Raw genomic sequence first — 24,246 nt, 5'->3', positions numbered from 1 at the left:
ATGATTATTAAAATGAAACCGTTAAAGAAAGTTGCACTTACCGTTGTGGTGATCTGGACAATTATTGTTACAACGTTAACTGCAAACTTAATCATATCATCAAAAAAAAGTGCGGTTAAAAATGCTAAAGATGATGCTTTTTCTGCAATTGATCACATTGATGCGACCATAAAACTATTAATAAATGACTACCAAATTAACAATATGAGCTTATCAAGACAATTAGATTTAAAAGGACTTGAATCTAATAGTGGCGTCGTATCTATTGAACTTGGTATAGAGAAACCAAAAGTTTCTCTAGTCTTTGTACAAGAAAATTCAAATGTTAGTAACCAAAATACCTTTTTAGATGAATGGCAAAAAAAACTAGTCGGTGTCTTAATCGATAGAAACGAGACAACTTATTTTATTGATGAGAAAGGTCAAAGCTCTTTTTTAAGAGCTGTAGAGCCAAGAGCTGTAGATCAAGACTGTCAAATTTGCAGGCTAGTAGGACTTGAGAAAAAAGATGGTTACTTCGGAGGTGTTTTTGTTTCGGTGAATATGAGTCGATACCTTTCAGAAGCGTATTTACACGCATGGAGTATGATTCGAAGCATAGGAATAATTTGGGTATTACATATTTGGTTAACCACTTCCTGTGAAGATTTTGATTTCATACTACTCATTTTTAACTTTTCCTATAAAACAGCTCAAACAAACAATAAATTGAACGAACAGTGTTCGTTCGTTTTGATTAAATATGAAGCATTCATGTTGATTGCTTCTACAAATATTATAGTAGGTTTATTATTTTTCATAAGGAGGTGAATAAAATAAATTCAATAAAATCAAATTGGTACGTGGTACGTACTAACTCAAAATAAAAAAGCATAATTGCAATTTTATATAGGGGCATTGTTTGTTATTTAAAAATGAAATGTTTTTGGCTAACCAAAAAATAATAATAAAAAAAAGAGAAGAACGGCAAAATAAAGCTTACTTTGCTTTACAATAATCTTAATTCTACTGATAATTCCTTCTCTTAAGAAGTTTGATTTCAATTAAGGAAAAATAATGTCTCAAAGACAGCTTAGTTTAGAAGAAATAAAGGAACTGTTGATAGATCCATGGCACATATTAGTTGTCGATACGCTTTCAAACGAAATGGTTATTTGTACTTATGGAAAAGGAATATATGACATTGTTGAAGAGATCCGTGTTGACCATGAAATAGCCGGGCTATTAGTTAAACTTGAAGAAGAAAGCGTCATATTCTATGACTCATTGGATGATGAAGCACTTAAGCAAAAGGTGCCAACAGCACATTTTTTTGATATTTGGCGAGAAAGTGCTTACGGCCCTCAGCCTAATGAAGCAAAGCTTAAGGCCGTAGAACTTGGATTAGCTTAAACTTTTGAGGATGAGTAAACTCAAAAAGTATGGAAAATAATCCATTTTTAATGGATGGGAACAAATCCTATTTTAAATAAAAAGAAACTGCCCCCAGTTAACGAGGCTCTCCCATTAAAACTGAACTCTCAGAGACAATAATATTCTTAAACGAATTCTTAAGTACAGCAGGATTACCATTAATAGCTTCAGATATATCTGAAGAAGCGCTAAAGCAATTAGTAATTTCCAGTGAGACTAAGCTCAATTGGCGTGCTTACTTAAGTCATTATGATCATGAAGATAGTTTTCATTTAGCATTAAGGGTTGATAGTGGTGAAAATATTCCAGATGGTGCGGTTTTGGGAATTTACAACGTTAAAAATGGTGTCTTAAATATATATTTATTGGAATCTTTAGTTATCCAAGAGCAAGAGCACCCTTTAAGGGGGCGGCTCACAGCATTGATGATTGTTGCCGTTTCTTACTTCTTATCATATTTTGAAAATTCCCAAGGGATCTTACTATGTGAGCCTTCTCCAGATTTAGAGGATTATTATAAATCCTTTGGTTTTGAATATATAAGTGATGAAGAGATGTTTTCTTCAATTGAGCGGCTAAATGATATGCAAACAAGGTTAAATGAGGCTATTGGGTCCTAATTTGATTGAAATTTGACCTGAAATATACTAATATGAACTTAAGAATCCTCATTGGAGAGGTATGTTAAAATGAAAAAAGAAATCAAAAGATTAACGCCAAAACAAACAAAAGCATTATTACTTAAAAATGCTAAAAAGCTGATGTCTGGGCGTTACAGAACAGATAAGCCTGAGTTAATTGGTGAAAGAAAAAAAGAAGAGCTTGTAGCATAACATCACTTCTAATGAAGTAACGGCCTCCCATCCCTTTATTCACTTACTCAGATCAATTGTTAATTGAGATTAAGCCACTACGTTTCCATAGCAATATCTAGCTCTTCCAATGCGGAAACAATTTGATGTACAGTATTCCTATCAAACTCTGCACGGTCTACTTCTTCATGCGTGCCTTTATTTAAGTAGTGCCATTCACGTGATTCACCGTTTCTACCTGCTAATAGAAGGTGATTAAGGGGAGTGAGAACGGAATCTTTATTTTCATCTGAAAAACCACCTTGAGAAATCTTGGACTTGAGTTGATCAGAAAGGTTACGAAGTTCAATTGGAGCCTTTGCTGTACGTAATTTGATACTTAAATTACCATCACCATGCTTATGAACGTATTGCCATAATTTGCCTTTAGTAAGTGATTCTAAAGCTTGTCTAGATTTAGCTAGCGCATCCCTAATTTCCATTAGTTCAAGGTGATTACGAGCCGTAATTATATAATTTCTAGGTGAGCAGTTAAAATCAACTCTAATATGTTGTTCTTCAATTTTTGGTAAAAAAGAAAACGTATTAGACTCTTTTGCTTGTTTTACGGTTAAGAGGTTTTGAATATCTTTGAAAAATTCCTCACCGTGACAAGCAAGTATTATTTGCGAGCCTTTGAAAAAATCGTCCTCAAATAACGTCCTTCGAATAGACTCCCTATGTTCATCATCAATAGCATTAACAGGATCATCAAAAATCAGTAAAGGGCAGCGTTCTTTAATATTTTTTGCGAGTAATATCGCAAGGCCAATACATCGAATATGGCCTTCGCTCAATATATGCAATGCATCAAAATATTTGGTTGGTTCATTGGTGAATGAAACTTTAAGGCGTTGATTTTGGCTAAGTGGTAATTGAACTGAGGCTAGCAACTCGTGAGGTGAATCATTACGGTTAAATGAGTTATATAGTGAAACCACTAACTCACCTAGATCTGAAACTAACTTTTGAGGTAGTCCTTTTCTATATGCATTCAGTCTTGAAACAAAAGTTGAATAAGCAGAGCTAATAGTCATATTTTCTACCAGCGTTGCTTTTTCTAATTTAACCTCAGCAATAAGCTTCTCATTTTTTATAGCGAAGGTTGCAATGTCATTTTCCGCAGATTTGATTGCTTGCACGATTGTCTGACGCTGAGTTTGTAGCCTTATAATTTGATCTGCTAACCCTCTTAATCTAACAAGCTCTTGCTGCTTTACGACTCTTTGTTGAGAAAGCTGATCAATTGATAAATCGCTTTGTTCTAGTTGTTTCACTTGCGAATCTATATGTTGCCATGGTGTAAATCCATCAGCCATCTTTTCATGTAAGCTATTCCACCAGGCAATGTTTGCTTGCGTAGGTGTTGCAACAACGAAGCCATGAAGTGGGTTTTGGGAGAAACGAGCACAAGCAGAATTAACTATTTGTGATATGTTGATGATTGTTTGGTTAAAAATATTATTAAGCTGTTGGATTCGCTGTTGCAATGCACTTAGGTGTTGAAGTTTATTTAATTCATCACTTGCATTTGTATAAGGATTTATAGTGACTTGCTCAATAGGTGTCTTGCAAGCAGGGCAGTGGTCTGGGTCAGCTAACTGAAGCTGAACAACAGCTTCGTATAACTGTTGAAATGATATTTGTTGGCTAGCATTAACCAACTCTTGTTGTTTAACAGTTAATTCTGCTTGGCTAGTCGTAATGGTCTGAAGTAGTTCATTTAGTTTAACAATTGATAAACCACTTTTAGTAGCAACAGGCTGTAGAAGCTCTGTTTCAATTTGTTTGATCTTACCCAAATTATCAGCATCACCATTAATATCGGCAATCACTTGTCTCAATTTTAAACCAGGATTGTAATTCTTTGAGAACTCTATTTCTTCTGCAACAAGTAACTGTAATGCTGATTTGTTTTCTTTGAGTAGTAATTGACTTCCCGCTAAACTTTGTTGTTTTAACCTGAGTTGGTTAGCTTTGACACCTAATAAATCTATATATTTATCATCAATTTCAGGTGAAAAATTTCTTACAAATTCATTAAATGATTCTAAGCCAAATAATGTTGAAATCAGCTCTGTTTGTTTTGCTGGAGCATGGGCTGCGATGCGGGAAAAGCTATCGATACGATTTTTTTCAACGAAGCAAAATCGATAAAGCGCATCGTTTGGCTGAATAGGTACTTCTTCACCATGATTGTTTGTACCTAGAATAGTCGGCTTTACATAGCTATTAGTGTGGGCATTTTTAAGATAATCATCTTGATTTCTAAAGCGTTTGCTTTCTGCATCAGCAACATTGCCAAGTAGAGCGTGTTCTAATGCTTCACAAAAGCTTGATTTACCAGTGCCGTTGGGACCATAGATAAGTACAAGTAAACTATTAAGGTCAAATTCTTCTTTCTTAGCGAAGCCACGAAAAGGGCCTGTTATTAATTTAGTTATTTTATTAAATGAAAATGACTTTTCTATATCATTTTCTGTAGGTGCAGGTGCTTTTGTATTTATAGTTGACCAATTAGCTTGTGCTAACGGCACTATAGACTGAATACGTTGGCCTTGCCGAGTAGTCAGGGGGATTAGCGTATCTATATTCTCAAGGACTATATTGGCAATTTTTCTTACATTAACTGAACTGGCTTCATTGCCAAGTGTTTGCATAAATCGTAGATATTCGGCTCTGATCATAACTCACACCCTTATTAATTCATTTTAACTCGACTATTTGGCTTGTTGGGATATCATATTTAAGGTAATTAAATTTATTTAAACTATTGCTATCAGTGGCATTGAACCACAGGAAAGTAGCAATTGGTCCTCAGTATGAGGAGGGAAATAATTATTTTTTATTGGAATAATTAGTCAAAAACAGTATCTATCCGTGTGGATCTATTTCTATATCGGTTGCAGGAATTGAACAGCAAGTTAGTATTTCACCATCCCCTACATAGGCTAAAGGAGACATTTCATAATGAACTTCTCCTTTAATTAACTTACACCTACATGCGCCACAGAACCCATCTCTACAGTGGTAATGGGTTTCAATATTCTCTCTTTCTAATGAGTCTAAGATGTTTTTATCAGGTTCGAGAAACGAAATAACTCGTTCCTCGACCGTTATTTTCCATGACATTATAATTCGTAATCGTCAAACTCACCTGCTTCAACGTTAGAGTCAATCTGACCAACCAAATAGCTTGATATTTCTGCTTCTTGTGGGGCAACTTGTACGTTATCAGACGTTAAATATGAATTCATCCAAGGAAGAGGGTTGCTTTTAATATCGAATGGACTGTCTAAGCCAATAGCCATCATTCTTTGATGACTAATATACTCGATATATTCTTTGATAATTGCGGCATTCAAACCAATCATCGAACCGTCTTTAAATAAGTAATCGGCCCATTCTTTTTCTTGTTCAACTACATCCAAGAAAATTTGTCTACCTTGCTCTTCCAATTCAATGCAAATTTGTTTCATTTCAGGATCATCACCACCATTTTTCCATATATTTAACATATGCTGTGTACCCGTTAAATGAAGGGCTTCGTCCCTTGCAATAAGGCGAATTAGTTTACTGTTCCCCTCAAGCAAAGATCTCTCTGAAAACGCAAATGAACAAGCGAAACTAACGTAAAAACGAATAGCTTCTAAAGCATTAACCGAGCATACAGCAAGGTATAATTTTTCTTTTAATTTGCGTAAAGTAACATCATATTCAACACCTTCAGATATATGTTTACCTTCGCCATGTAAGTTATATAACTGTGAATATAAAATTAAATCATCAAAGTAAAGCGCAATACTTTCAGCACGTTTCAATATTGCAGGATTAATGATTATTTCATCAAATACTTCACCAGGGTGGGTGAATAAATTTCTTAAAATATGTGTATATGAACGAGAATGAATCGTCTCACTAAATGCCCATGTTTCTATCCATGTTTCAACTTCAGGTAAGGAAGCCAATGGTAGTAACACCGCATTAACTGAACGTGCGGCCATACTATCAAGTAAGATTTGATATTTAAGATTAGAGATGAAAATGTGCTTTTCGGCATCAGATAGACTTTGCCAATCACCGCGATCTTTTGATACATCAACTTCTTCTGGTCGCCAGAAGAAAGACAGTTGTTTCTCAATTAAGTTTTCGAATGCCACGTGTTTTTGAACATCATAACGTGATACATTCACAGGGTTGCCAAAGAACATCGGTTCTTTTAAAGCGTCATTATTTTTTTGATTAAAAGTAGTATATTTCATTTTTTATTTATTCCGGGATAAAGCCACATATTTATTTTTTTATGCTGCTATTTTAAGTTGTGTGGCATTTTTTGTGATTTTATGTGTGGTTCCACACAAGTTGAACACGTTGTTTGTGTTTGATTTAGCTTGATTAGTTTTTAAAATTTTGCTATTATGTGCGTATGTCTGACGGGATTTTAGCTTTATTATTTTCGCATTCCCTTCGAGTAGCTCACGTTCTGCAAAGGCAAACGAACAGGCAAAACTAACATAGAAACGAATAGCTTCAAGCGCATTTACAGAACAAACAGCAAGGTATAATCGTTCTTTAAGTTTACGCTGAGTAACTTCAATTGTTGTTTGTTCACCTTCAACTTCGACCTCATAACTTCCTTCGCCTTGAGATTGTAATAATTGCGTGGTTAAAATAACTTCATCAAAATACTTAGCAATAGACTGAGCACGTTTCAAAATGGCAGGGTTTACCATAATATCATCAAACACTTCACCAGGGTCGGTGAATAAGTTACGCAAAATATGCGTGTATGAACGAGAATGAATGGTTTCACTAAAAGCCCAAGTTTCTACCCAAGTCTCTACTTCAGGTAATGAAACTAATGGTAATAATACAGCGTTAACAGAGCGCGCTGCCATTGAATCTAAAAGTGTTTGATACTTTAAGTTGGAGATAAAAATGTGCTTCTCTGATGAAGTCAGACTTTGCCAATCAGCTCTGTCTTTCGATACATCGACTTCTTCTGGTCGCCAGAAAAACGATAACTGTTTTTCTATCAGCTTTTCGAACGCGACATAACGTTGTTGATCATAACGAGAGACATTAACGCTGTTTCCCATGAACATCGGTTCTTGCAATGCATTATTTGGCGCTTGGTTAAATGTGGTATACGACATTAAAATCTCCTTGTAATACCAGTTAGTCAGATCTGATATTACCGACTGAGCTATATCACTCAATTAATTATTTTTATTTAAAATATATGAAGCAATAATTTAGCTTGTATGAATAAAAAGCTAAATTATTGCTTGAATGTTTTACGACGCTAACGGCTTACAGTGTAAAATTTAGCCTGGGCTAGATTTTACAAGCTCCACCAGCGCAGCTATCATCTTCTACTTCAACCTGATCGTCTGCGCCATCACGAGTATTATGATAATACATTGTTTTAACCCCAAGTTTATAAGCAGTTAAAATGTCTTTTAATATCTGCTTAACGGGTACTTTTCCGCCGTCAAAGCGTGAGGGATCATAGTTAGTATTGGCTGAAATTGTTTGGTCTACAAATTTTTGCATGATACCTACTAACTCTAAATAGCCTTGGTTATCAGGCATATTCCACAGCAATTCGTAATTATCTTTTAGTTTGTCATATTCAGGTACTACTTGTTTCAAAATACCATCTTTACTCGCTTTAATACTAATTAAGCCTCTTGGTGGTTCAATACCATTAGTCGCATTAGATATTTGAGAAGATGTTTCAGAAGGCATTAATGCTGAAACCGTTGAGTTTCTTACACCGTATTCTTTAATGCTCGCTCTTAGTGCTTCCCAATCTAAATGAAGCGGCTCACCTGTAATGTTATCAATTTCTTTTTTATAGGTATCAATTGGAAGAATACCTTGTGATAGACGTGTTTCATTAAACTTAGGGCAGGCACCTTGCTCTTTAGCTAATAGATTACTAGCTTTTAATAAGTAATACTGAATAGCTTCAAACGTTTTATGCGTTAAGTTATTCGCACTACCGTTAGAATAGAATTTCCCATTTTTTGCTAAATAATAGGCGTAGTTAATAACACCAATACCTAAGGTTCGACGGCCCATCGTCGCGCTGTGTGCGGCTGGTACAGGGTAGTCTTGATAATCTAAAAGACTGTCTAATGCACGTACGGCAAGGTCTGCTAATCCTTCTAGTTCATCAATACTATCAATGGCACCTAAGTTAAAAGCAGATAACGTACATAACGCTATTTCACCATTTGGATCATTAACATCCGACATCGGTTTGGTTGGCAATGCGATTTCCAAACATAAATTACTTTGGCGTATAGGCGCTTGCAAAGGGTCGAATGGACTGTGTGTATTACAGTGATCAACATTTTGTAAGTAAATACGACCGGTACTCGCGCGCTCTTGAGCAAATAAAGTAAATAACTCAATGGCTTTAATGCGTTTTTTACGAATAGAGTCATCAGCTTCATACTGAGCGTAAAGTTGATCGAATTTATCTTGATCAGAAAAAAATGCGTCATACAAACCAGGGACATCACTCGGGCTGAACAAGGTAATAAAATCACCTTTTATTAAGCGTTGGTACATCAACTTATTAAATTGAACACCGTAGTCTAAATGTCTAACACGGTTTTCTTCTACACCGCGGTTATTTTTCAATACAAGTAGGCTTTCAACTTCTAAATGCCACAGCGGGTAAAATAATGTGGCAGCACCACCTCGAACCCCACCTTGAGAACAACTTTTAACGGCTGTTTGAAAGTGTTTATAAAAAGGTATACAGCCTGTATGGAAAGCTTCACCATTTCTAATAGTGCTACCTAAAGCTCTAATTCTACCTGCATTGACACCAATTCCAGCACGTTGTGATACATATTTTACAATCGCACTAGAGGTTGCGTTGATTGAATCAAGGCTGTCATCACATTCTATTAATACACATGATGAAAATTGACGAGTAGGGGTGCGAACACCAGCCATAATTGGTGTCGGCAACGAAATTTTAAACGTAGAAATTGCGTCATAAAACTTATGAATAAAGTTAAGTCGAGTCGCTTGTGGGTATTTTGCAAATAAACAGGCAGCAACGAGAATATAAAGAAACTGTGCACTTTCATAAATTTCGCCACTGACGCGATTTTGAACTAAATATTTGCCTTCAAGCTGCTTAACTGCAGCGTAACTAAAGTTAAGATCTCGGCTATGTTCTAAAAAGTTCTCCATTTCTTCAAATTCAGCTTCAGTATAATCAGCTAATAAATGTTGGTCATACTTACCTGTTTCAACCATGTTAACAACATGACTGTATAATTTAGGTGGCTCAAACTGGCCATAAGCTTTTTTACGTAAGTGGAAAACGGCTAAGCGGGCGGCTAAAAATTGATAATCAGGGCTCTCTTCTGAAATTAAGTCAGCGGCAGATTTTATGATAGTTTCATGAATGTCGGCTGTTTTAATTCCATCATAAAATTGAATATGCGATTTTAATTCAACTTGTGAAACAGAAACATTATCTAAGCCATCGGAAGCCCAAGCGATCACTTTGTGGATTTTTTCTAAATCGATTGGTTCTTTTTCGCCATTACGTTTTGTTACAAAGAGATTGTTATCCATGAAAGTCCTGAAAATCAATTGTTATTAGTATGTCCATATATAGTAATTTAACAGCCTGTTTATTCACTATATGTAGGGGTTTATTTAAAATACAATCACAAGATAATGGGGTTTTAAGGTTAATGCAAGTGCTAATCTGGCGGTGCTTTGTTGATAAATTATTCATAAATAAATTATGTTAGTGATAACTAACTGAGTAAGGCTATTTCATTTAGAGATATCTAAAAGGCAACGATTTTTTTGATTTTATTTCTTGCTATAAAATATTTTAATCAAAGTTTTAACTCCGTTATTACTTAATGTAATAACGGAATAAATATCCAAAAAAAACAATAGTTTAATATCTTGTTTAATGTTTAAACAACTTGATTATAAAATCAAATCGGCAATATTTGCCGGTGTTTGAGCGAGTATATTAGCTTGCCAATCTTTGCAATCATTACTGTCAGAAATGTATCCCCATTTGGCAACAATCGTTAGCATATTAGCAGCATTACCTGCTTCAATATCTCTGATTGCATCACCAACATATATGCAATTATTTGCTTGAACACCCATTTCATCACAAGCAAAGAGTAATGGCGCTGGGTGGGGTTTTCTCGTCGGTAAAGAGTCACCACCGATAACACTTTTACAGTGAGAAAAACAACTAAAGTGAGGTAATAGCTCCTGTGTTAAACCAATAGGTTTATTGGTTACTACTCCCCACGGGATATTTTGAGCGTTTAATAAAGTAAGTAAATCTTCTATCTTAGGGTATAAACAGGTGTGAATAGCTATGTTTTTTTGATAATAATCAAGAAATTCAATACGTAAGTCATCATAATTAAAGTTTTTAAGTTGGTCGCCAAATCCTAACTCTAATAATCCTTTAGCGCCATCTGATGCTATCGGACGGAAACGCTCTTTACTAACCGTCGGCAAATTATGCTGTGTTAAAACATGGTTTAAAGCAGCACCTAAATCATTTGCTGTATCAAGTAATGTGCCATCTAAATCAAATAATATCGCATCAAGTTGTTTAAGTTTCATCATGATAATTTTCTACAGCAAAGGATATAGTTAACGTCTAAACCAGGCGCAAGCTTATGATTTTCTGTGATTGGGTTGTAATGAATACCTGTAGCGTCAATGCATTTAAGCTCAAAATTTTCTGCCCATCCAATAAGAGTAGAGGGTTTGATAAAGTGCTCATGATCATGGGTACCATTTGGGACAAGTTTAAATATTTTTTCTGCGGCGACTATTGCTAATAAATAAGACTTAATAGTTTTATTTAAAGTAGAAAAAAAGACCAAACCACCAGGTTTTACCATTTGTGCACAGGCTTTAATGATTGATTCAGGATCTGGCACGTGTTCTAACATTTCCATACAAGTAACAATGTCATATGTTTGCGGCATTTTACGTGCTTGCTCTTCGGCTGTTATTTGTTGATAGCTAACGCGAGTATTAGATTCTAAAGCGTGTAGTTTTGCTATATTTAAAGGTTCTTCACCCATATCAATGCCAGTTACATCTGCGCCTAATTTAGCCAAGCTTTCAGATAAGATGCCACCACCACAACCGACATCAATGACAACTTTTTCAAAGAGGTCGCCCGCATGTTGAATAATAAATTGTTGTCTCAGCGGATTAATTTGATGCAAAGGTTTAAAATCACCAGTTTCATCCCACCACTGGGATGCTATTTGTTCAAATTTTGCAATTTCATTGGGGTTAACGTTAATGGATTCTGTTTGGGCTGAATGCGGCATAATAAATTCTAAAAGTTTAATAACAAATAACGATGCTTTTGATTCTAAACCAATCCCAAGGTCAAACAAAGCAGTATAGGTTATTTTATAGTGTGAATAATTGAATAAGTTAACTGAGGTTATATTAGCAACTAGAATAAGCAAGTTAAATAGTCAAAAGATTAGACCGATATTAAGAGAATACTTAGTATAAAATACTGAAAATAGTTGACTTGTTTAAAAAGTAAACTGTTAACGGGGTTTGTTTGAAAAGTGCTTTATTTATAATGGGTTGCTGATGTTTTTATCTTTTGATTTATGATAATTGTCCGTTTATTTTTATATTCTTGAATTCATCCCAAATAAAGCAATAGAAATTGCTATTTATTGTGTTAATATGCTGCGTTGATTAACAATAATAATTTAAGAGTTTTGCCTTTTAAAAGCGATACTCTAGGTAAGTTTTAAACACCTTTTTTGTAATTTTAAAACTTTTTATAAATCAAGGGATACCACCAATTTATGACCGACCTGGCCAAAAATGTAGCTCCAGTAAACATTGAAGATGAATTAAAAACCTCTTATTTAGATTATGCCATGAGTGTAATTGTAGGTCGTGCATTACCCGATGTACGAGATGGTTTGAAACCGGTACATCGACGCGTTTTATTTGCGATGAATGTATTAGGTAATGATTGGAATAAACCTTACAAAAAATCAGCCCGTGTGGTTGGTGATGTAATTGGTAAATATCACCCTCATGGTGATACCGCTGTATACGACACTATTGTACGTATGGCGCAGCCATTCTCATTGCGTTACATGTTAGTAGATGGTCAAGGTAACTTTGGCTCTGTTGATGGTGACTCTGCTGCTGCGATGCGTTATACCGAAATTAGAATGGCTAAAATTGCTCATTCTATTTTGGCTGATTTAGATAAAGAAACCGTGGATTATGTACCCAACTACGACGGTACTGAGTTTATTCCTGCGGTTATGCCAACAAGGATTCCTAACTTACTAGTTAATGGAACATCCGGTATTGCTGTTGGTATGGCGACAAATATACCTCCGCATAATCTAACTGAAGTTATTAACGCCTGTTTAGCACTTGTTGATAATGAAGACATTAGTGTTGAAGAAATATTACAGCATATTCCAGGACCAGATTTTCCTACTGCTGGTATTATCAGTGGTCGTGCAGGTATAGAAGAAGCTTATCGCACTGGTCGCGGTAAAATAAAAATTCGAGCCCGTGCTGAAATTGAATGTAATGACAGTACTGGTAAAGAAACAATTATTGTTCACGAATTACCTTATCAAGTGAACAAAGCTCGCTTAATTGAAAAAATGGCTGAGTTAGTAAAAGATAAACGTTTAGAAGGTATTTCTGCTTTACGTGATGAGTCTGATAAAGACGGCATGCGAATGGTCATTGAAGTAAAACGTGGCGAAGTAGGTGAAGTTGTTTTAAATAACCTTTACAAACTTACTCAAATGCAGGTTTCTTTTGGTTTAAATATGGTTGCTCTGGCAGATGGTCAACCTAAACTCTTTAATATTAAAGAGATGCTTGAAGCCTTTATACTGCATCGTCGTGAAGTCGTTACTCGCCGTACTATTTTCGAATTACGCAAAGCAAGAGAACGTGCTCATATATTAGAAGGGCTATCAATTGCTTTAGCTAATATCGATCCTATTATTGAATTGATTAAAGCATCGAATAACCGAAAAGAGTCTGAAGAAAAACTTGTTTCTCAAGGTTGGCAACTAGGTGATGTTGCTCAAATGTTGAGTGCTGCTGGTAATGATGCTGCTCGCCCAGAATGGTTAGAGCCTGAATACGGGATCCGTGATGGTCTGTATTACCTAACAGCAGAGCAGGCTAAAGCTATAGTCGATTTACAGTTGTATAAATTGTCTGGCATGGAACACAATAAGATTCTAAGTGAGTACAAAGGGTTATTAGAACTCATCGCTGAGTTAATGTATATTTTAGCGACTCCTGCACGTTTAATGGAAGTAATTTGTGAAGAACTCATTGCTATTCGTGATGAATTTGGTGATGAACGTAGAACAGAAATTACCAATGCTTCTCATGATTTATCGTTAGAAGATCTCATTTGTGAGGAAGATGTTGTTGTAACGCTTTCTCGTGAGGGCTATGTTAAATATCAAGTATTGAGCGATTATCAAGCTCAACGCCGTGGTGGTAAAGGTAAAGCGGCAACTAAGATGAAAGAAGAAGATTATATCGAGCGTTTATTAGTCGCTAATACTCACGATACAATTTTATGTTTCTCAAATCGCGGTAAACTTTACTGGTTAAAAGTATTCCAGTTGCCTCTCGCAAGTCGTACTGCTCGTGGCCGACCAATAGTGAATATATTACCATTAGAAAATGATGAGAGAATTACTGCTATTTTACCTGTGCGTGATTATGCTGATGATAAGTATATCGTTATGGCGACTGCGTCAGGTACAGTGAAGAAAACAGCATTAAATGCATACTCTAATCAAAGAGCAAACGGTATCATTGCCTTAAACTTGCGCGATGATGATACGTTAATTGGTGTTGATATTACTGATGGTAACAACGACATTATGTTGTTCTCTGATGCAGGTAAAGTTGTGCGCTTTAATGAGAAAGTACGCGACAGTGAAACCGGTGAAATAAAGCTTGACCCAGAAACTGGTGAGCAACGTTGGGCATTAAAACCAATTGGCCGAACAGGTACCGGTGTTCGTGGTATGAAGTTAGAAGGTGAGCAAAAAGTTGTTTCATTAATTGTACCTAGAAACGATGGACCTATACTCACTATCACTGAAAATGGTTTTGGTAAACGTACTGATTTAGTTGAATACCCAGCGAAGAGTAGAGCGACTAAAGGGGTAGTTTCAATCAAAGTCAGTGATCGAAATGGTAAAGTTGTCGGTGCAGTTCAAGTTGAAGATCAAGATGAAATGATGTTGATCACTGATAGCGGCACTTTAGTTCGAACTCGTGTTAATGAAGTGAGTGTTATTGGGCGTAATACCCAAGGTGTTCGAATCATTCGTACAGCGGAAGATGAACTAGTGGTTGCATTGCAACGCATTGATGAAGTTGAAGAAGATGAAATCGAAGGCGTTATTGATGGTGAAGTTGTTGAAGGCGAGTCATCGAGTACTGAAACAACAGAGCTAAACGAAAGCGAAGCGAATACATCTGAAGATGTTCAAGTGAATGACACAAATGAAGATGATAATAATTAGTTAACTCTGCTATTTGTGTTAAATGGGCGGCTTAACCGCCCATTTTTTTGTAAAAAATTAAGCTCAACCATTTAAATGGTTGATTAACAAACTGAACAATAATGTTGCGCTATTTTAGTGCATAAATGAGGATAATTAAGTTTTATGTCTGTTACCTATAATTTCTGTGCCGGTCCAGCGATGCTACCCACTGATGTAATGAAAAAAGCTCAACAAGAATTTATTGATTGGCATGAAACAGGTAGCTCTGTGATGGAACTTAGTCATCGCAGTAGTGAATTTGTTGCAGTAGCTAAGCAAGCAGAAGAAGATTTACGTGAATTACTAACTATTCCTGATAACTACCGAGTTCTTTTTTGCCATGGTGGAGGGAGAGGGCAGTTTTCTGCTGTGCCCCTTAACCTATTACCACAAGGCAAAAGTGCGGATTATATTGTTTCAGGCTCTTGGTCAAAAGCTGCTGCTAAAGAAGCGACCAATTTTGGTAACGTTAATGTTATTGAGGTTATGAATAAATCAGAAACGTTAACAACAATTGCTGCGCCTGATATTTGGCCTGTTAATCGTGATGCTGCATATGTGCATTACTGTCCAAATGAGACTGTTGATGGTATTGAATTAACTCAAATTCCAGAAACTAATGGTGTTCCTTTAGTTGCAGATATGTCATCTACGATACTGTCACATAAAATAGATGTTTCAAAGTTTGGTTTGATTTATGCGGGTGCGCAAAAAAATATTGGTCCGTCAGGCTTAACGATTGTTATCATTCGTGAAGATTTATTAGGTCAAGCTCAGATAAATACGCCATCTATTATGAACTATCAGTTAATCAGTGATAATGATTCAATGCATAACACACCGCCAACTTATGCATGGTATTTAGCCGGATTGGTTTTTCAATGGCTAAAATCGTTAGGTGGAGTAGAGGCAATTGCAGAAATAAATCAGCAGAAAGCTCAGTTGTTATACAACACCATTGATGAAAACCCATTTTATTACAACAATGTTGAAACTCAATATCGAAGTTTGATGAATGTTCCTTTTTGGCTTAAAGATGAACAACTCAATGAGCAATTTTTAGCTGCTGCCCAAGCGCATGGCTTAATGGCATTGAAAGGGCATCGAAGTGTTGGTGGTATGCGTGCAAGCATTTATAATGCAATGCCATTATCAGGTGTTCAAGCATTAGTGAAATTTATGGAAGAATTCGCTCAACAGCATGCATAAACTGTATCGCACTAGAAAGCTAAGTATGGCTCTAGTATAAGTATCGCTAATAGTTACTTAATTGTTATTTAATTAGTATTTAATTTTGAATAAGTTGGAAAAAAATGTCTGAAGTTAATAGTCCTCTTTCTTTTATTGCAGCGCCTAGCGGCTCTGTTTCTGGAGATATTACCGTACCAGGTGATAAATCTGTTTCTCATCGTTCTATAATGTTTGGTTCATTAGCCGAAGGAACGACCAACATCAAAGGCTTTTTACCCGGACAAGATTGCTTAGCCACCATGAATACATTTAAAGCTATGGGCATTGAAATTGAAGGCCCTGATGCAGAATATAATGTGACCGTTCATGGTAAAGGGCTTCATGGCTTAACGGCACCTAAAACATTATTAGATATTGGTAATTCAGGTACCTCTATACGTTTATTGTCTGGGATTTTAGCAGGCCAAACGTTTAGTTCTTCAATGGCTGGTGATGCTTCTTTAAATAAAAGACCGATGAACCGAGTGGTTAACCCATTGAAACTCATGGGTGCTAATATTAGTGCCAGTGATGACGGTACACCACCAGTAATTTGTCAAGGTAGAGATGAGAATACTCGGCTAAAGGCCATTGATTACGATCTACCCATGGCAAGTGCCCAAGTTAAATCATGCGTTTTGCTGGCGGGTATGTATGCTGAAGGTGTAACCACAGTTACAGAGCCAGGCATCACTCGTGATCATACTGAGCGTATGTTAACAGCATTTGGTTACCCAGTTACCGTTGAAGGCAATAAAATATCTATTGAAGGCGGCCATAAATTAACCGCTTGTGATATTCAAGTACCTGGTGATATCTCATCGGCGACCTTTTTTATGGTCGCAGGTCTTATTGCTAAAGAAGGTGAGCTAACTATTCGAAATGTTGGCATGAATCCTACGCGTGTTGGCTCGATAAACATTTTGAAACAAATGAATGGTGACCTGAGCGTTATTAACGAACGTATGGCTGGCGGTGAACCCGTCGCTGATATTGTTGTTAGAGCATCAAATCTTCAAGGTATCGATGTACAAGAACGTGATGTTCCCCTTGCAATTGATGAATTTCCTGCAATATTTATTGCTGCAGCTTGTGCTAACGGTACTACACGTTTACGCGGTGCTGAAGAGCTTCGCGTAAAAGAAAGTGATCGTATTCAAGCAATGGCAGATGGCTTAGCAGTACTAGATATTAACTGTACTGTTTTTGAAGATGGTATTGATATTGTTGGTGGGCAATTAACCTCAGGTACTGTTAATAGTCATGACGATCACCGAATCGCTATGTCTTTTGCTATTAGTTCTATACGTTCAACTGGCATCGTTAAAATTCTAGATTGTGATAATGTCGCTACGTCATTTCCTAATTTTGTGGCATTAGCTAATCAAGTGGGTTTGTCAGTGTCACAAGAGTAAATACCTTTAGTTGTTATACAGCACGATAGAAAATGAGATTAGGATTAATTCATGAATGATAAAATACCAGTAATTACCATTGACGGACCCAGTGGTGCAGGTAAAGGAACCGTTGCCCGAATTGTGGCAGAGCAGTTAGGATGGGAATTGCTTGATAGTGGAGCAATATATCGCGTGTTGGCGATTGCTACTCAACATCACGGAGTTGGTGTTGAAGAAGAAGAGCCTCTTATCCCCATGGCCGCACATTTAGATGTGCAATTTGCTATTAATACTAGCGGAGATAGTCAGGTTATTTTAGAAGGTGAAGACGTAACTTCTAGCATTCGTAGTGAAGAGGTTGGAGAGTTAGCGTCAAAGGTTGCTGCTTTTCCACGAGTACGAGAGGCACTGTTAAGGCGCCAACGTGCTTTTAAAGTTTCGCCTGGCCTAGTCGCTGACGGTAGAGACATGGGAACGGTAGTTTTTAAAGACGCACCTGTTAAAGTATTTTTAACCGCTAGCGCTGAAGAAAGAGCAGAGCGAAGATTTAATCAGTTGAAAGCGAAAGGCTTTGATGTTAAAATCGGGCGCCTTTTGGATGACATACGTCTGAGGGACGAGCGAGATCAAAACCGCAAGGTGGCGCCGTTAGTGCCTGCAGAAGGAGCGTTAATTGTTGATTCTACTGACCTTTCTATTAAAGAAGTGGTCAATAAAATACTGTCATTCTCTAATCAAGAGTTAATGAAAGTTTAAACAATAATTCGCGTAATGAGTAAATACAATTTTAACCAATAGCCTACTGTAAGGATACACTGGGCATACATTTAATTACCCCATGAAACATGTAAGTTGAGTGGATTAATAGCTGAGTTTATTACAAGTTATGACTGAAAATTTTGCAGAACTTTTTGAAGAAAGTTTAAAAGAAATCGAAACACGCCCTGGTTCAATTATCAAGGGTACAATCGTAGCCGTAAACAAAGACAATGTCATTGTTGATGCGGGCTTAAAATCTGAAAGCGTTATCTCAATTGACCAATTTAAAAGCACTTCTGGTGAAGTAGAAGTTGTTGTTGGCGATCAAATTGACGTAGCTTTAGACGCGACAGATGATGGTTTCGGTGAAACAATTCTTTCTCGTGAAAAAGCAAAACGCCACGAAGCATGGCAAGTGCTTGAAAAAGCATACGAAGAAAAAGAAACTGTTATCGGTGTTATTAACGGTAAAGTTAAAGGTGGTTTCACTGTTGAAGTTAGCAACATCCGTGCTTTCTTACCAGGTTCATTAGTTGATGTACGTCCAGTACGTGACACAGCTCACCTTGAAGGTAAAGACCTAGAATTTAAAGTTATTAAGCTTGATCAAAAGCGTAATAACGTTGTTGTTTCTCGTCGTGCTGTTATCGAAACTGAAAGCAGTGCAGAGCGTGATGAATTACTTGAATCATTAGCTGAAGGCCAAGAAGTTAAAGGTATCGTTAAGAACCTTACCGACTACGGTGCATTCGTTGATTTAGGTGGTATTGACGGTTTATTACATATCACAGATATGGCTTGGAAACGTGTTAAGCACCCAAGTGAAATCGTAAATGTTGGCGATGAAATTCAAGTTAAAGTATTGAAATTCGACCGTGAGCGTACTCGTGTATCTCTAGGTATGAAGCAGTTAGGCGAAGATCCATGGGTAGCAATTGCTAACCGTTACCCAGAAGGTTCTAAACTTTCTGGTCGTGTAACTAACTTAACTGATTACGGTTGTTTTGTTGAAATTCAAGAAGGCGTTGAAGGTTTAGTTCACGTTTCTGAAATGGATTGGACTAACAAAAACATCCACCCATCTAAAGTTGTTAACTTAGGTGACACAGTTGAAGTACTAGTGTTAGAAATTGACGAAGAACGTCGTCGTATTTCTTTAGGCCTTAAACAGTGTATTGCTAATCCTTGGGAAGAGTTTGCTAAGAACTTTAACAAAGGTGATAAAGTATCAGGTAAGATCAAATCAATTACTGACTTCGGTATCTTTATCGGTCTTGACGGTGGTATTGATGGTCTTGTTCACTTATCAGATATTGCATGGGCTGGCGGTGAAGAAGCTGTTCGTGATTACAAGAAAGGTGATGAAATCACTGCTGTTGTATTACAAGTTGACCCTGAGCGTGAGCGTATTTCTCTTGGTGTTAAACAAGCAGAAGACGACCCGTTCAACATGTATCTGACAACTAGCAAAAAAGGTGCTATTGTTACTGGTAAGGTACTAGAAGTAGACGCAAAAGGTGCTACAATTGAATTAGCAGAAGGCGTTGAAGGTTACTTACGTGTAGCTGATATCTCAGTTGACCGTGTTGAAGATGCAAGTACTGAAGTTTCTGTTGGTGACAGCATTGAAGCTAAGTTTGTTGGTGTAGATCGTAAGAACCGCACTATCAGCTTATCAATCAAAGCGAAAGATCAAGCAGACGAACGTCAAGCAATGGATAACCTAAACCAAGTTGAAGAAACTGGTTTAAGTGCTATGGCTGCAGCGTTTAAAAACGCTAAAAACTAATTTAGCAGGAATAGAGTGAGGAGATAACTAAGTGGTTTCTCCTTTTAATATTTATCTCAATGGGTATTAAGTTCATTTAATACTCTACGAGGCACACTGGGAGGTCAAATGACCAAGTCAGAACTCATTGAAAAATTAGCAGAAAAGTTAGATCACTTATCAGCTAAAGATGTAGAGCATGCTATAAAAGAAATTCTCGAAATGATGGCGCAATCCTTGTCAAAAGGAGAGCGTATTGAAATTAGAGGATTTGGTAGTTTTTCATTACATTTTCGAGCGCCTCGGGTAGGTAGAAACCCTAAAACTGGCGAAGCTGTAGAGCTTGCTGGTAAATATGTACCTCATTTTAAACCTGGTAAAGAGTTACGCGAAAGAGTAAATCTTTCCGCTGCATAATATTTATTTCTTTAATAAGAAATACATAGAAACGCTTACAAACGGCATGCTAATTAATTAGCGTGCCGTTTTTTTATGCTATGTGTATGTCAGGAGTGTAAATTAAATAACATAAGTTACGCTGATATACGCGACACGTTGCGTTCATCGCTGTAGAATAGCACTATTGATTTTGATGGTTTATTTGCAGTTAGATATTTTTTATATTTACTTTAGTGTAAGGAGATTAGTTTGCGATTTTACTTATTGTTACTCGTGGTGATATTTTTGCTCGCTATTGCGTTTATTTTCGGTAGTCAAAACCCACAAACTGTTTCTCTAAATTATTTAATTGCTCGCTCTGAGATCTCAGTTGCCCAAGCCGTTAGTATTTTTACTACCTTAGGTATTGTTATTGGCGTTTTAATTACGGTAATGTGGCGATTTTTTCGTGCTGTTAAGTCAAAGAAGTCACTGAAAAGAAAAAGCACACACCTATCAACAACATCAACAAACTTAAACAAGGTTTCCTCTTAATATTATGCAAGAACTTTTATTTTTACTTTTACCTGTAGCGATGGCATATGGCTGGTTTATGGGGCGTAATAGTATTAAGCAAAACAATCAAACCGAAAAACAAGATCTCTCGATTAAATACTCAACGGGTTTGAATTATTTACTGTCGAACCAACAAGATAAAGCGATAGATTATTTACTCGATGCATTGAAGGTCGAAGATGATACCGTTGAAGCACATTTTGCTATGGCTAATCTTTTTAGACGCCGTGGGGAACTTGATAGAGCACTAAAGGTGCATGAACACCTTGTTAGACAAGGGCATTTACCTACTAAAGATAAACATCAGGCAATCTTTGAATTAGGTAAAGATTTTTTAAGTGCAGGGTTATACGATCGCGCTGAAACAATGTTTAACAAACTGCTTAAATCAAAAACATACGGTTTAAAGTCTATTAGTAACTTATTACAAATATATCAATCGACCAAAGACTGGCAGCTAGGTATTGATCTTAAAAAACAGATAATAAAAGCTAATGATAAAAAGTCATTACACACCTTAGCCAACTTTTATTGTGAATTGGCAACCGTTGCCTTAAAAAAAGATGAATTCATTGAAGTTATCGAATTACTTGAACAAGCACTTCAATTAGATCCAGATTCTTGTCGTGCTAACTGGTTGATGGCTAAAATATATGAAAATCACCAACAATATGAACAAGCATGTCAATGTTATCAATCAATATACCAACAAGATAAAGAGTTTTTTCCTGATGTAATTGAAAGCATGCATAACTGCTATAAAAAACTTGGTACTGAACAAGACTTTTTTGTTTTTATTCGTAAAGTGTATGAGGAAACTGGTAGTACAACTGCTTTATTGAAATATTTAGAGCATATCGAAAGCAAGCATGGCACAAATAAAGCCGTTGAATTTATTCTTTCAGCATTAAAGCGTCGACCAACGATTAAAGGTTTTAAGCATTTTGTGAAAATGCAAATGGCAGGCTCAGGTAAAGAAAGTAATGCTGAAAGCCTAGATGTAATTAAAGAGTTGGTGACGGCTTATTTAAACATGAAACCAAAATACAGTTGTAGAACCTGTGGTTTTAATAGCAGTACTCATTACTGGTCGTGTCCATCGTGCCATGATTGGGAGCAATTAAAGCCTCTTAAAGGCCTTGAGGGCGAATAACCGTTTAACGTCGCCATTAAATCAATTTCTCTGTGCTCATTGATATTTATTCTCCTTGAGCTTTAGTAGTTTAATTTAGACGTGAACAGTTATTAATGAATATTATTATAAAATATTAAATTGAATAGAATAGACGTAAGGAATGTTTGATGAGTGATGCAAAAGTTGTAGTTGCTTTAGATTTTGATAAAAAAGCTGATGCTTTATCATTTGTAGATAAAGTTTCACCGACTGATTGTCGATTAAAAGTAGGTAAGGAAATGTTTACCTATTTTGGACCTGATTTTGTCAAACAATTAACAGGTAAGGGGTTTGATGTTTTTCTTGATCTGAAGTTTCATGATATTCCTAATACCGTGGCAAAAGCCGTTACTGCGGCCGCTGATTTAGGTGTTTGGATGGTGAATGTTCATGCCAGTGGTGGTAGTGAAATGATGACAAAAGCACAAGCGGCTTTGCAACATTTTGGGCCAAACGCACCTATGTTAACTGCGGTTACCGTGTTAACGAGTATGTCTGAAAGCGACTTGCTGGGTATTGGTATTACCCGTACTCCTGCAGAACAAGTCGTACATTTAGCGACTTTGGCGCAAAAGTGCGGTCTAGATGGCGTGGTATGTTCTGCATGGGAAGCGCAAAGTTTAAAATCACAGCTGGGTGAATCGTTTAAATTAATCACACCAGGTATTCGACCCGCAGGCTCTGCAAGTGATGATCAAAAAAGGATCATGACGCCAGAACAAGCAATTAATGCAGGTGTTGACTACCTTGTTATCGGCAGACCTATCACTCAAGCGACTAACCCGCAAAATGTATTGAATGAGATTAATTTATCAATTCGTTAATTTATGGCTCAAAGAATGTTTCAATTTTTACAGTGTATTAGTTTGAAATGAATTAGTTGCGCTATAAAAAATTTCAAATTCATTCTTTGACAAAGTTGAAACTAACGACTAAAACTAAAGTAAGTCACAAGAACTTGTTGACTTACTTTAGTTTTTTTATGGACGTTATACTACAAGGAATTATTTATGAAATTGTTTTCATCTTTGGTGTTAATCACCGCTGTTACGTTATGCCCTCCAACTGTTCTAGCAAAAGAGCCTATAAAGACAGAAAAAGCCAGCCAGCAATTAATACAAAATATTGATATTAATCGTGCAAGCATTGAAGAGTTAAGCGCGTTAAAAGGTATTGGCAGTAAAAAAGCTCAGGCAATAGTTGAGTATCGTAAAATTAATGGAAATTTTGCTAGCTTAGACGAGCTGTTAAACGTCAAAGGCATAGGCGAAAAAGTATTAAGTGATAATAAAGCTAGATTAAAAATTTAAGGAGCATAAAAAGTTAAAGCCAGCGATGCTGGCTTTTTAAACATATAAACAATGCGTTAAAATTTCTTTGTCCCAATTAATCGTGATAATAATACACCGACGAATAATAGACTATAGACAGCGAAAACAAGAATCATCATTTGTGGCATAGTAAAGTCTAAAAACTGCCAGTTAATATCTCCACAATCTCCAGTTGCTTCAAACAACCACGGAAGCCATTCATGAAGTGGTAGCCAAGAAGGAAAATTCGGTACATATTCACAAGTATAAAAGAGTGAATCACTCGATTGTATTTCAACATGTTCTACAGCAATTAATAGCCCCCAAATAGCGCCAGTGCCCCAGGAAATATAAGCTAAGATTCTTGCCCATATTGAAGAATGTCCTATAGCACCAATGACGCCTCCAATAAAAATCCCCCAAATAGCAACACGCTGATATATACACATAATGCAAGGGGCAAGTCCCATGTAGTATTGAAAATACAATGCGCACAACTCAAGTGCGAATGCACTAAGCGCAAGTAAAATCCAAGGGCGTGGAGTTGTTGTTAGTTCACTTAAAAATTTCAAATTTAATTCCTAATTATTAACACCTAAAAATTACTTAACTTAATAGCTAAAACACTCAGTCAGTAATATCAAAAATATAACATTATCAATGTTATTTAATAAGTTATTATCTTACAGTAAATTTTATTTAGCCAAAGTATTTTGCTTCAAAATGTTAATAGGATATTAAATACTTATTTAATTACTCTTATCACTTTT

General features: G+C 36.3%; 22 protein-coding genes. 14 read left to right on the top strand and 8 right to left on the bottom strand.

What is annotated here, in order from left to right; genetic code table 11:
• From AC27G3_RS11510 to AC27G3_RS11495, 4 genes are all read left to right on the top strand, one after another.
• Positions 1–810, top strand: coding sequence for a hypothetical protein (locus tag AC27G3_RS11510; RefSeq protein WP_487121690.1), 810 nt, complete (start codon positions 1–3; stop codon positions 808–810).
• Between the two features lie 246 nt (positions 811–1,056).
• Positions 1,057–1,392 (top strand): hypothetical protein, encoded by a 336-nt coding sequence (locus AC27G3_RS11505; protein ID WP_487121688.1) that lies wholly within the window; start codon positions 1,057–1,059, stop codon positions 1,390–1,392.
• A 341-nt stretch (positions 1,393–1,733) separates the two neighbouring features.
• Positions 1,734–2,033: a hypothetical protein gene (locus tag AC27G3_RS11500; protein ID WP_487121686.1), complete on the top strand. Its 300-nt coding sequence runs from the start codon at positions 1,734–1,736 to the stop codon at positions 2,031–2,033.
• Between the two features lie 69 nt (positions 2,034–2,102).
• The gene (locus tag AC27G3_RS11495) at positions 2,103–2,246 is read left to right on the top strand and encodes a hypothetical protein (protein ID WP_171047583.1); all 144 of its coding nucleotides are present in this window, start codon (positions 2,103–2,105) and stop codon (positions 2,244–2,246) included.
• Positions 2,247–2,323: 77 nt separating this feature from the next.
• Here the strand turns inward: AC27G3_RS11495 and AC27G3_RS11490 are convergent, their stop codons facing one another.
• The 7 genes from AC27G3_RS11490 to ubiG all read right to left on the bottom strand — a co-directional run bounded on the left by AC27G3_RS11490 (position 2,324) and on the right by ubiG (position 11,629).
• Entirely contained in the window at positions 2,324–4,951 is a 2,628-nt protein-coding gene (locus AC27G3_RS11490; protein ID WP_203987107.1) for an AAA family ATPase, read from the bottom strand.
• A 187-nt stretch (positions 4,952–5,138) separates the two neighbouring features.
• Positions 5,139–5,396, bottom strand: coding sequence for a class I ribonucleotide reductase maintenance protein YfaE (gene yfaE / locus AC27G3_RS11485; RefSeq protein ID WP_138740571.1), 258 nt, complete (start codon positions 5,394–5,396; stop codon positions 5,139–5,141).
• Positions 5,396–6,526: a class Ia ribonucleoside-diphosphate reductase subunit beta gene (nrdB, locus tag AC27G3_RS11480; RefSeq protein WP_487121684.1), complete on the bottom strand. Its 1,131-nt coding sequence runs from the start codon at positions 6,524–6,526 to the stop codon at positions 5,396–5,398. Before nrdB (AC27G3_RS11480) ends, yfaE begins: the two co-directional genes overlap by 1 nt.
• A gap of 39 nt (positions 6,527–6,565) precedes the next feature.
• Positions 6,566–7,420, bottom strand: a complete 855-nt coding sequence (nrdB, locus tag AC27G3_RS11475) for a class Ia ribonucleoside-diphosphate reductase subunit beta (protein WP_487121682.1) — start codon at positions 7,418–7,420, stop codon at positions 6,566–6,568.
• Between the two features lie 181 nt (positions 7,421–7,601).
• Complete coding sequence (nrdA, locus tag AC27G3_RS11470) at positions 7,602–9,872, bottom strand: class 1a ribonucleoside-diphosphate reductase subunit alpha (RefSeq protein ID WP_487121680.1); 2,271 nt, start codon at positions 9,870–9,872, stop codon at positions 7,602–7,604.
• Positions 9,873–10,241: 369 nt separating this feature from the next.
• A complete protein-coding gene (locus AC27G3_RS11465; RefSeq protein WP_487121678.1) occupies positions 10,242–10,907 on the bottom strand; it encodes an HAD family hydrolase in 666 nt (221 codons plus the stop codon).
• Positions 10,904–11,629, bottom strand: a complete 726-nt coding sequence (gene ubiG / locus AC27G3_RS11460; RefSeq protein ID WP_487121676.1) for a bifunctional 2-polyprenyl-6-hydroxyphenol methylase/3-demethylubiquinol 3-O-methyltransferase UbiG — start codon at positions 11,627–11,629, stop codon at positions 10,904–10,906. The genes AC27G3_RS11465 and ubiG overlap by 4 nt, the downstream gene beginning before the upstream one ends.
• 501 nt (positions 11,630–12,130) lie before the next feature.
• Here ubiG and gyrA point away from each other — a divergent pair.
• From gyrA to AC27G3_RS11410, 10 genes are all read left to right on the top strand, one after another.
• Entirely contained in the window at positions 12,131–14,863 is a 2,733-nt protein-coding gene (gene gyrA, locus AC27G3_RS11455; RefSeq protein ID WP_487121674.1) for a DNA topoisomerase (ATP-hydrolyzing) subunit A, read from the top strand.
• A 144-nt stretch (positions 14,864–15,007) separates the two neighbouring features.
• Entirely contained in the window at positions 15,008–16,093 is a 1,086-nt protein-coding gene (gene serC, locus AC27G3_RS11450; protein WP_487121672.1) for a 3-phosphoserine/phosphohydroxythreonine transaminase, read from the top strand.
• 104 nt (positions 16,094–16,197) lie between these two features.
• On the top strand, positions 16,198–17,529 hold the full coding sequence (gene aroA, locus AC27G3_RS11445) for a 3-phosphoshikimate 1-carboxyvinyltransferase (protein WP_487121670.1): 1,332 nt from the start codon (positions 16,198–16,200) through the stop codon (positions 17,527–17,529).
• Between the two features lie 51 nt (positions 17,530–17,580).
• Positions 17,581–18,267 (top strand): (d)CMP kinase, encoded by a 687-nt coding sequence (cmk, locus tag AC27G3_RS11440; protein ID WP_487121668.1) that lies wholly within the window; start codon positions 17,581–17,583, stop codon positions 18,265–18,267.
• A 130-nt stretch (positions 18,268–18,397) separates the two neighbouring features.
• Complete coding sequence (gene rpsA, locus AC27G3_RS11435) at positions 18,398–20,059, top strand: 30S ribosomal protein S1 (protein ID WP_487121666.1); 1,662 nt, start codon at positions 18,398–18,400, stop codon at positions 20,057–20,059.
• Positions 20,060–20,167: 108 nt separating this feature from the next.
• Positions 20,168–20,455 (top strand): integration host factor subunit beta, encoded by a 288-nt coding sequence (ihfB, locus tag AC27G3_RS11430; protein WP_487121664.1) that lies wholly within the window; start codon positions 20,168–20,170, stop codon positions 20,453–20,455.
• Between the two features lie 231 nt (positions 20,456–20,686).
• Complete coding sequence (locus AC27G3_RS11425; protein WP_487121662.1) at positions 20,687–20,971, top strand: lipopolysaccharide assembly protein LapA domain-containing protein; 285 nt, start codon at positions 20,687–20,689, stop codon at positions 20,969–20,971.
• Between the two features lie 4 nt (positions 20,972–20,975).
• Positions 20,976–22,145, top strand: a complete 1,170-nt coding sequence (lapB, locus tag AC27G3_RS11420) for a lipopolysaccharide assembly protein LapB (RefSeq protein WP_487121661.1) — start codon at positions 20,976–20,978, stop codon at positions 22,143–22,145.
• 149 nt (positions 22,146–22,294) lie between these two features.
• Positions 22,295–22,990, top strand: coding sequence for an orotidine-5'-phosphate decarboxylase (gene pyrF, locus AC27G3_RS11415; protein WP_487121659.1), 696 nt, complete (start codon positions 22,295–22,297; stop codon positions 22,988–22,990).
• 186 nt (positions 22,991–23,176) lie between these two features.
• Entirely contained in the window at positions 23,177–23,476 is a 300-nt protein-coding gene (locus AC27G3_RS11410; RefSeq protein ID WP_487121657.1) for a ComEA family DNA-binding protein, read from the top strand.
• Positions 23,477–23,532: 56 nt separating this feature from the next.
• On the opposite strand, the gene dsbB is transcribed toward AC27G3_RS11410, so the two are convergent.
• Positions 23,533–24,048 (bottom strand): disulfide bond formation protein DsbB, encoded by a 516-nt coding sequence (dsbB, locus tag AC27G3_RS11405; RefSeq protein WP_487121655.1) that lies wholly within the window; start codon positions 24,046–24,048, stop codon positions 23,533–23,535.
• Positions 24,049–24,246 lie beyond the last annotated feature (198 nt).

It is taken from the genome of Colwellia sp. SU-HH01217 (assembly GCF_057543495.1).
This window is presented reverse-complemented; position numbering and strand designations above follow the sequence as displayed.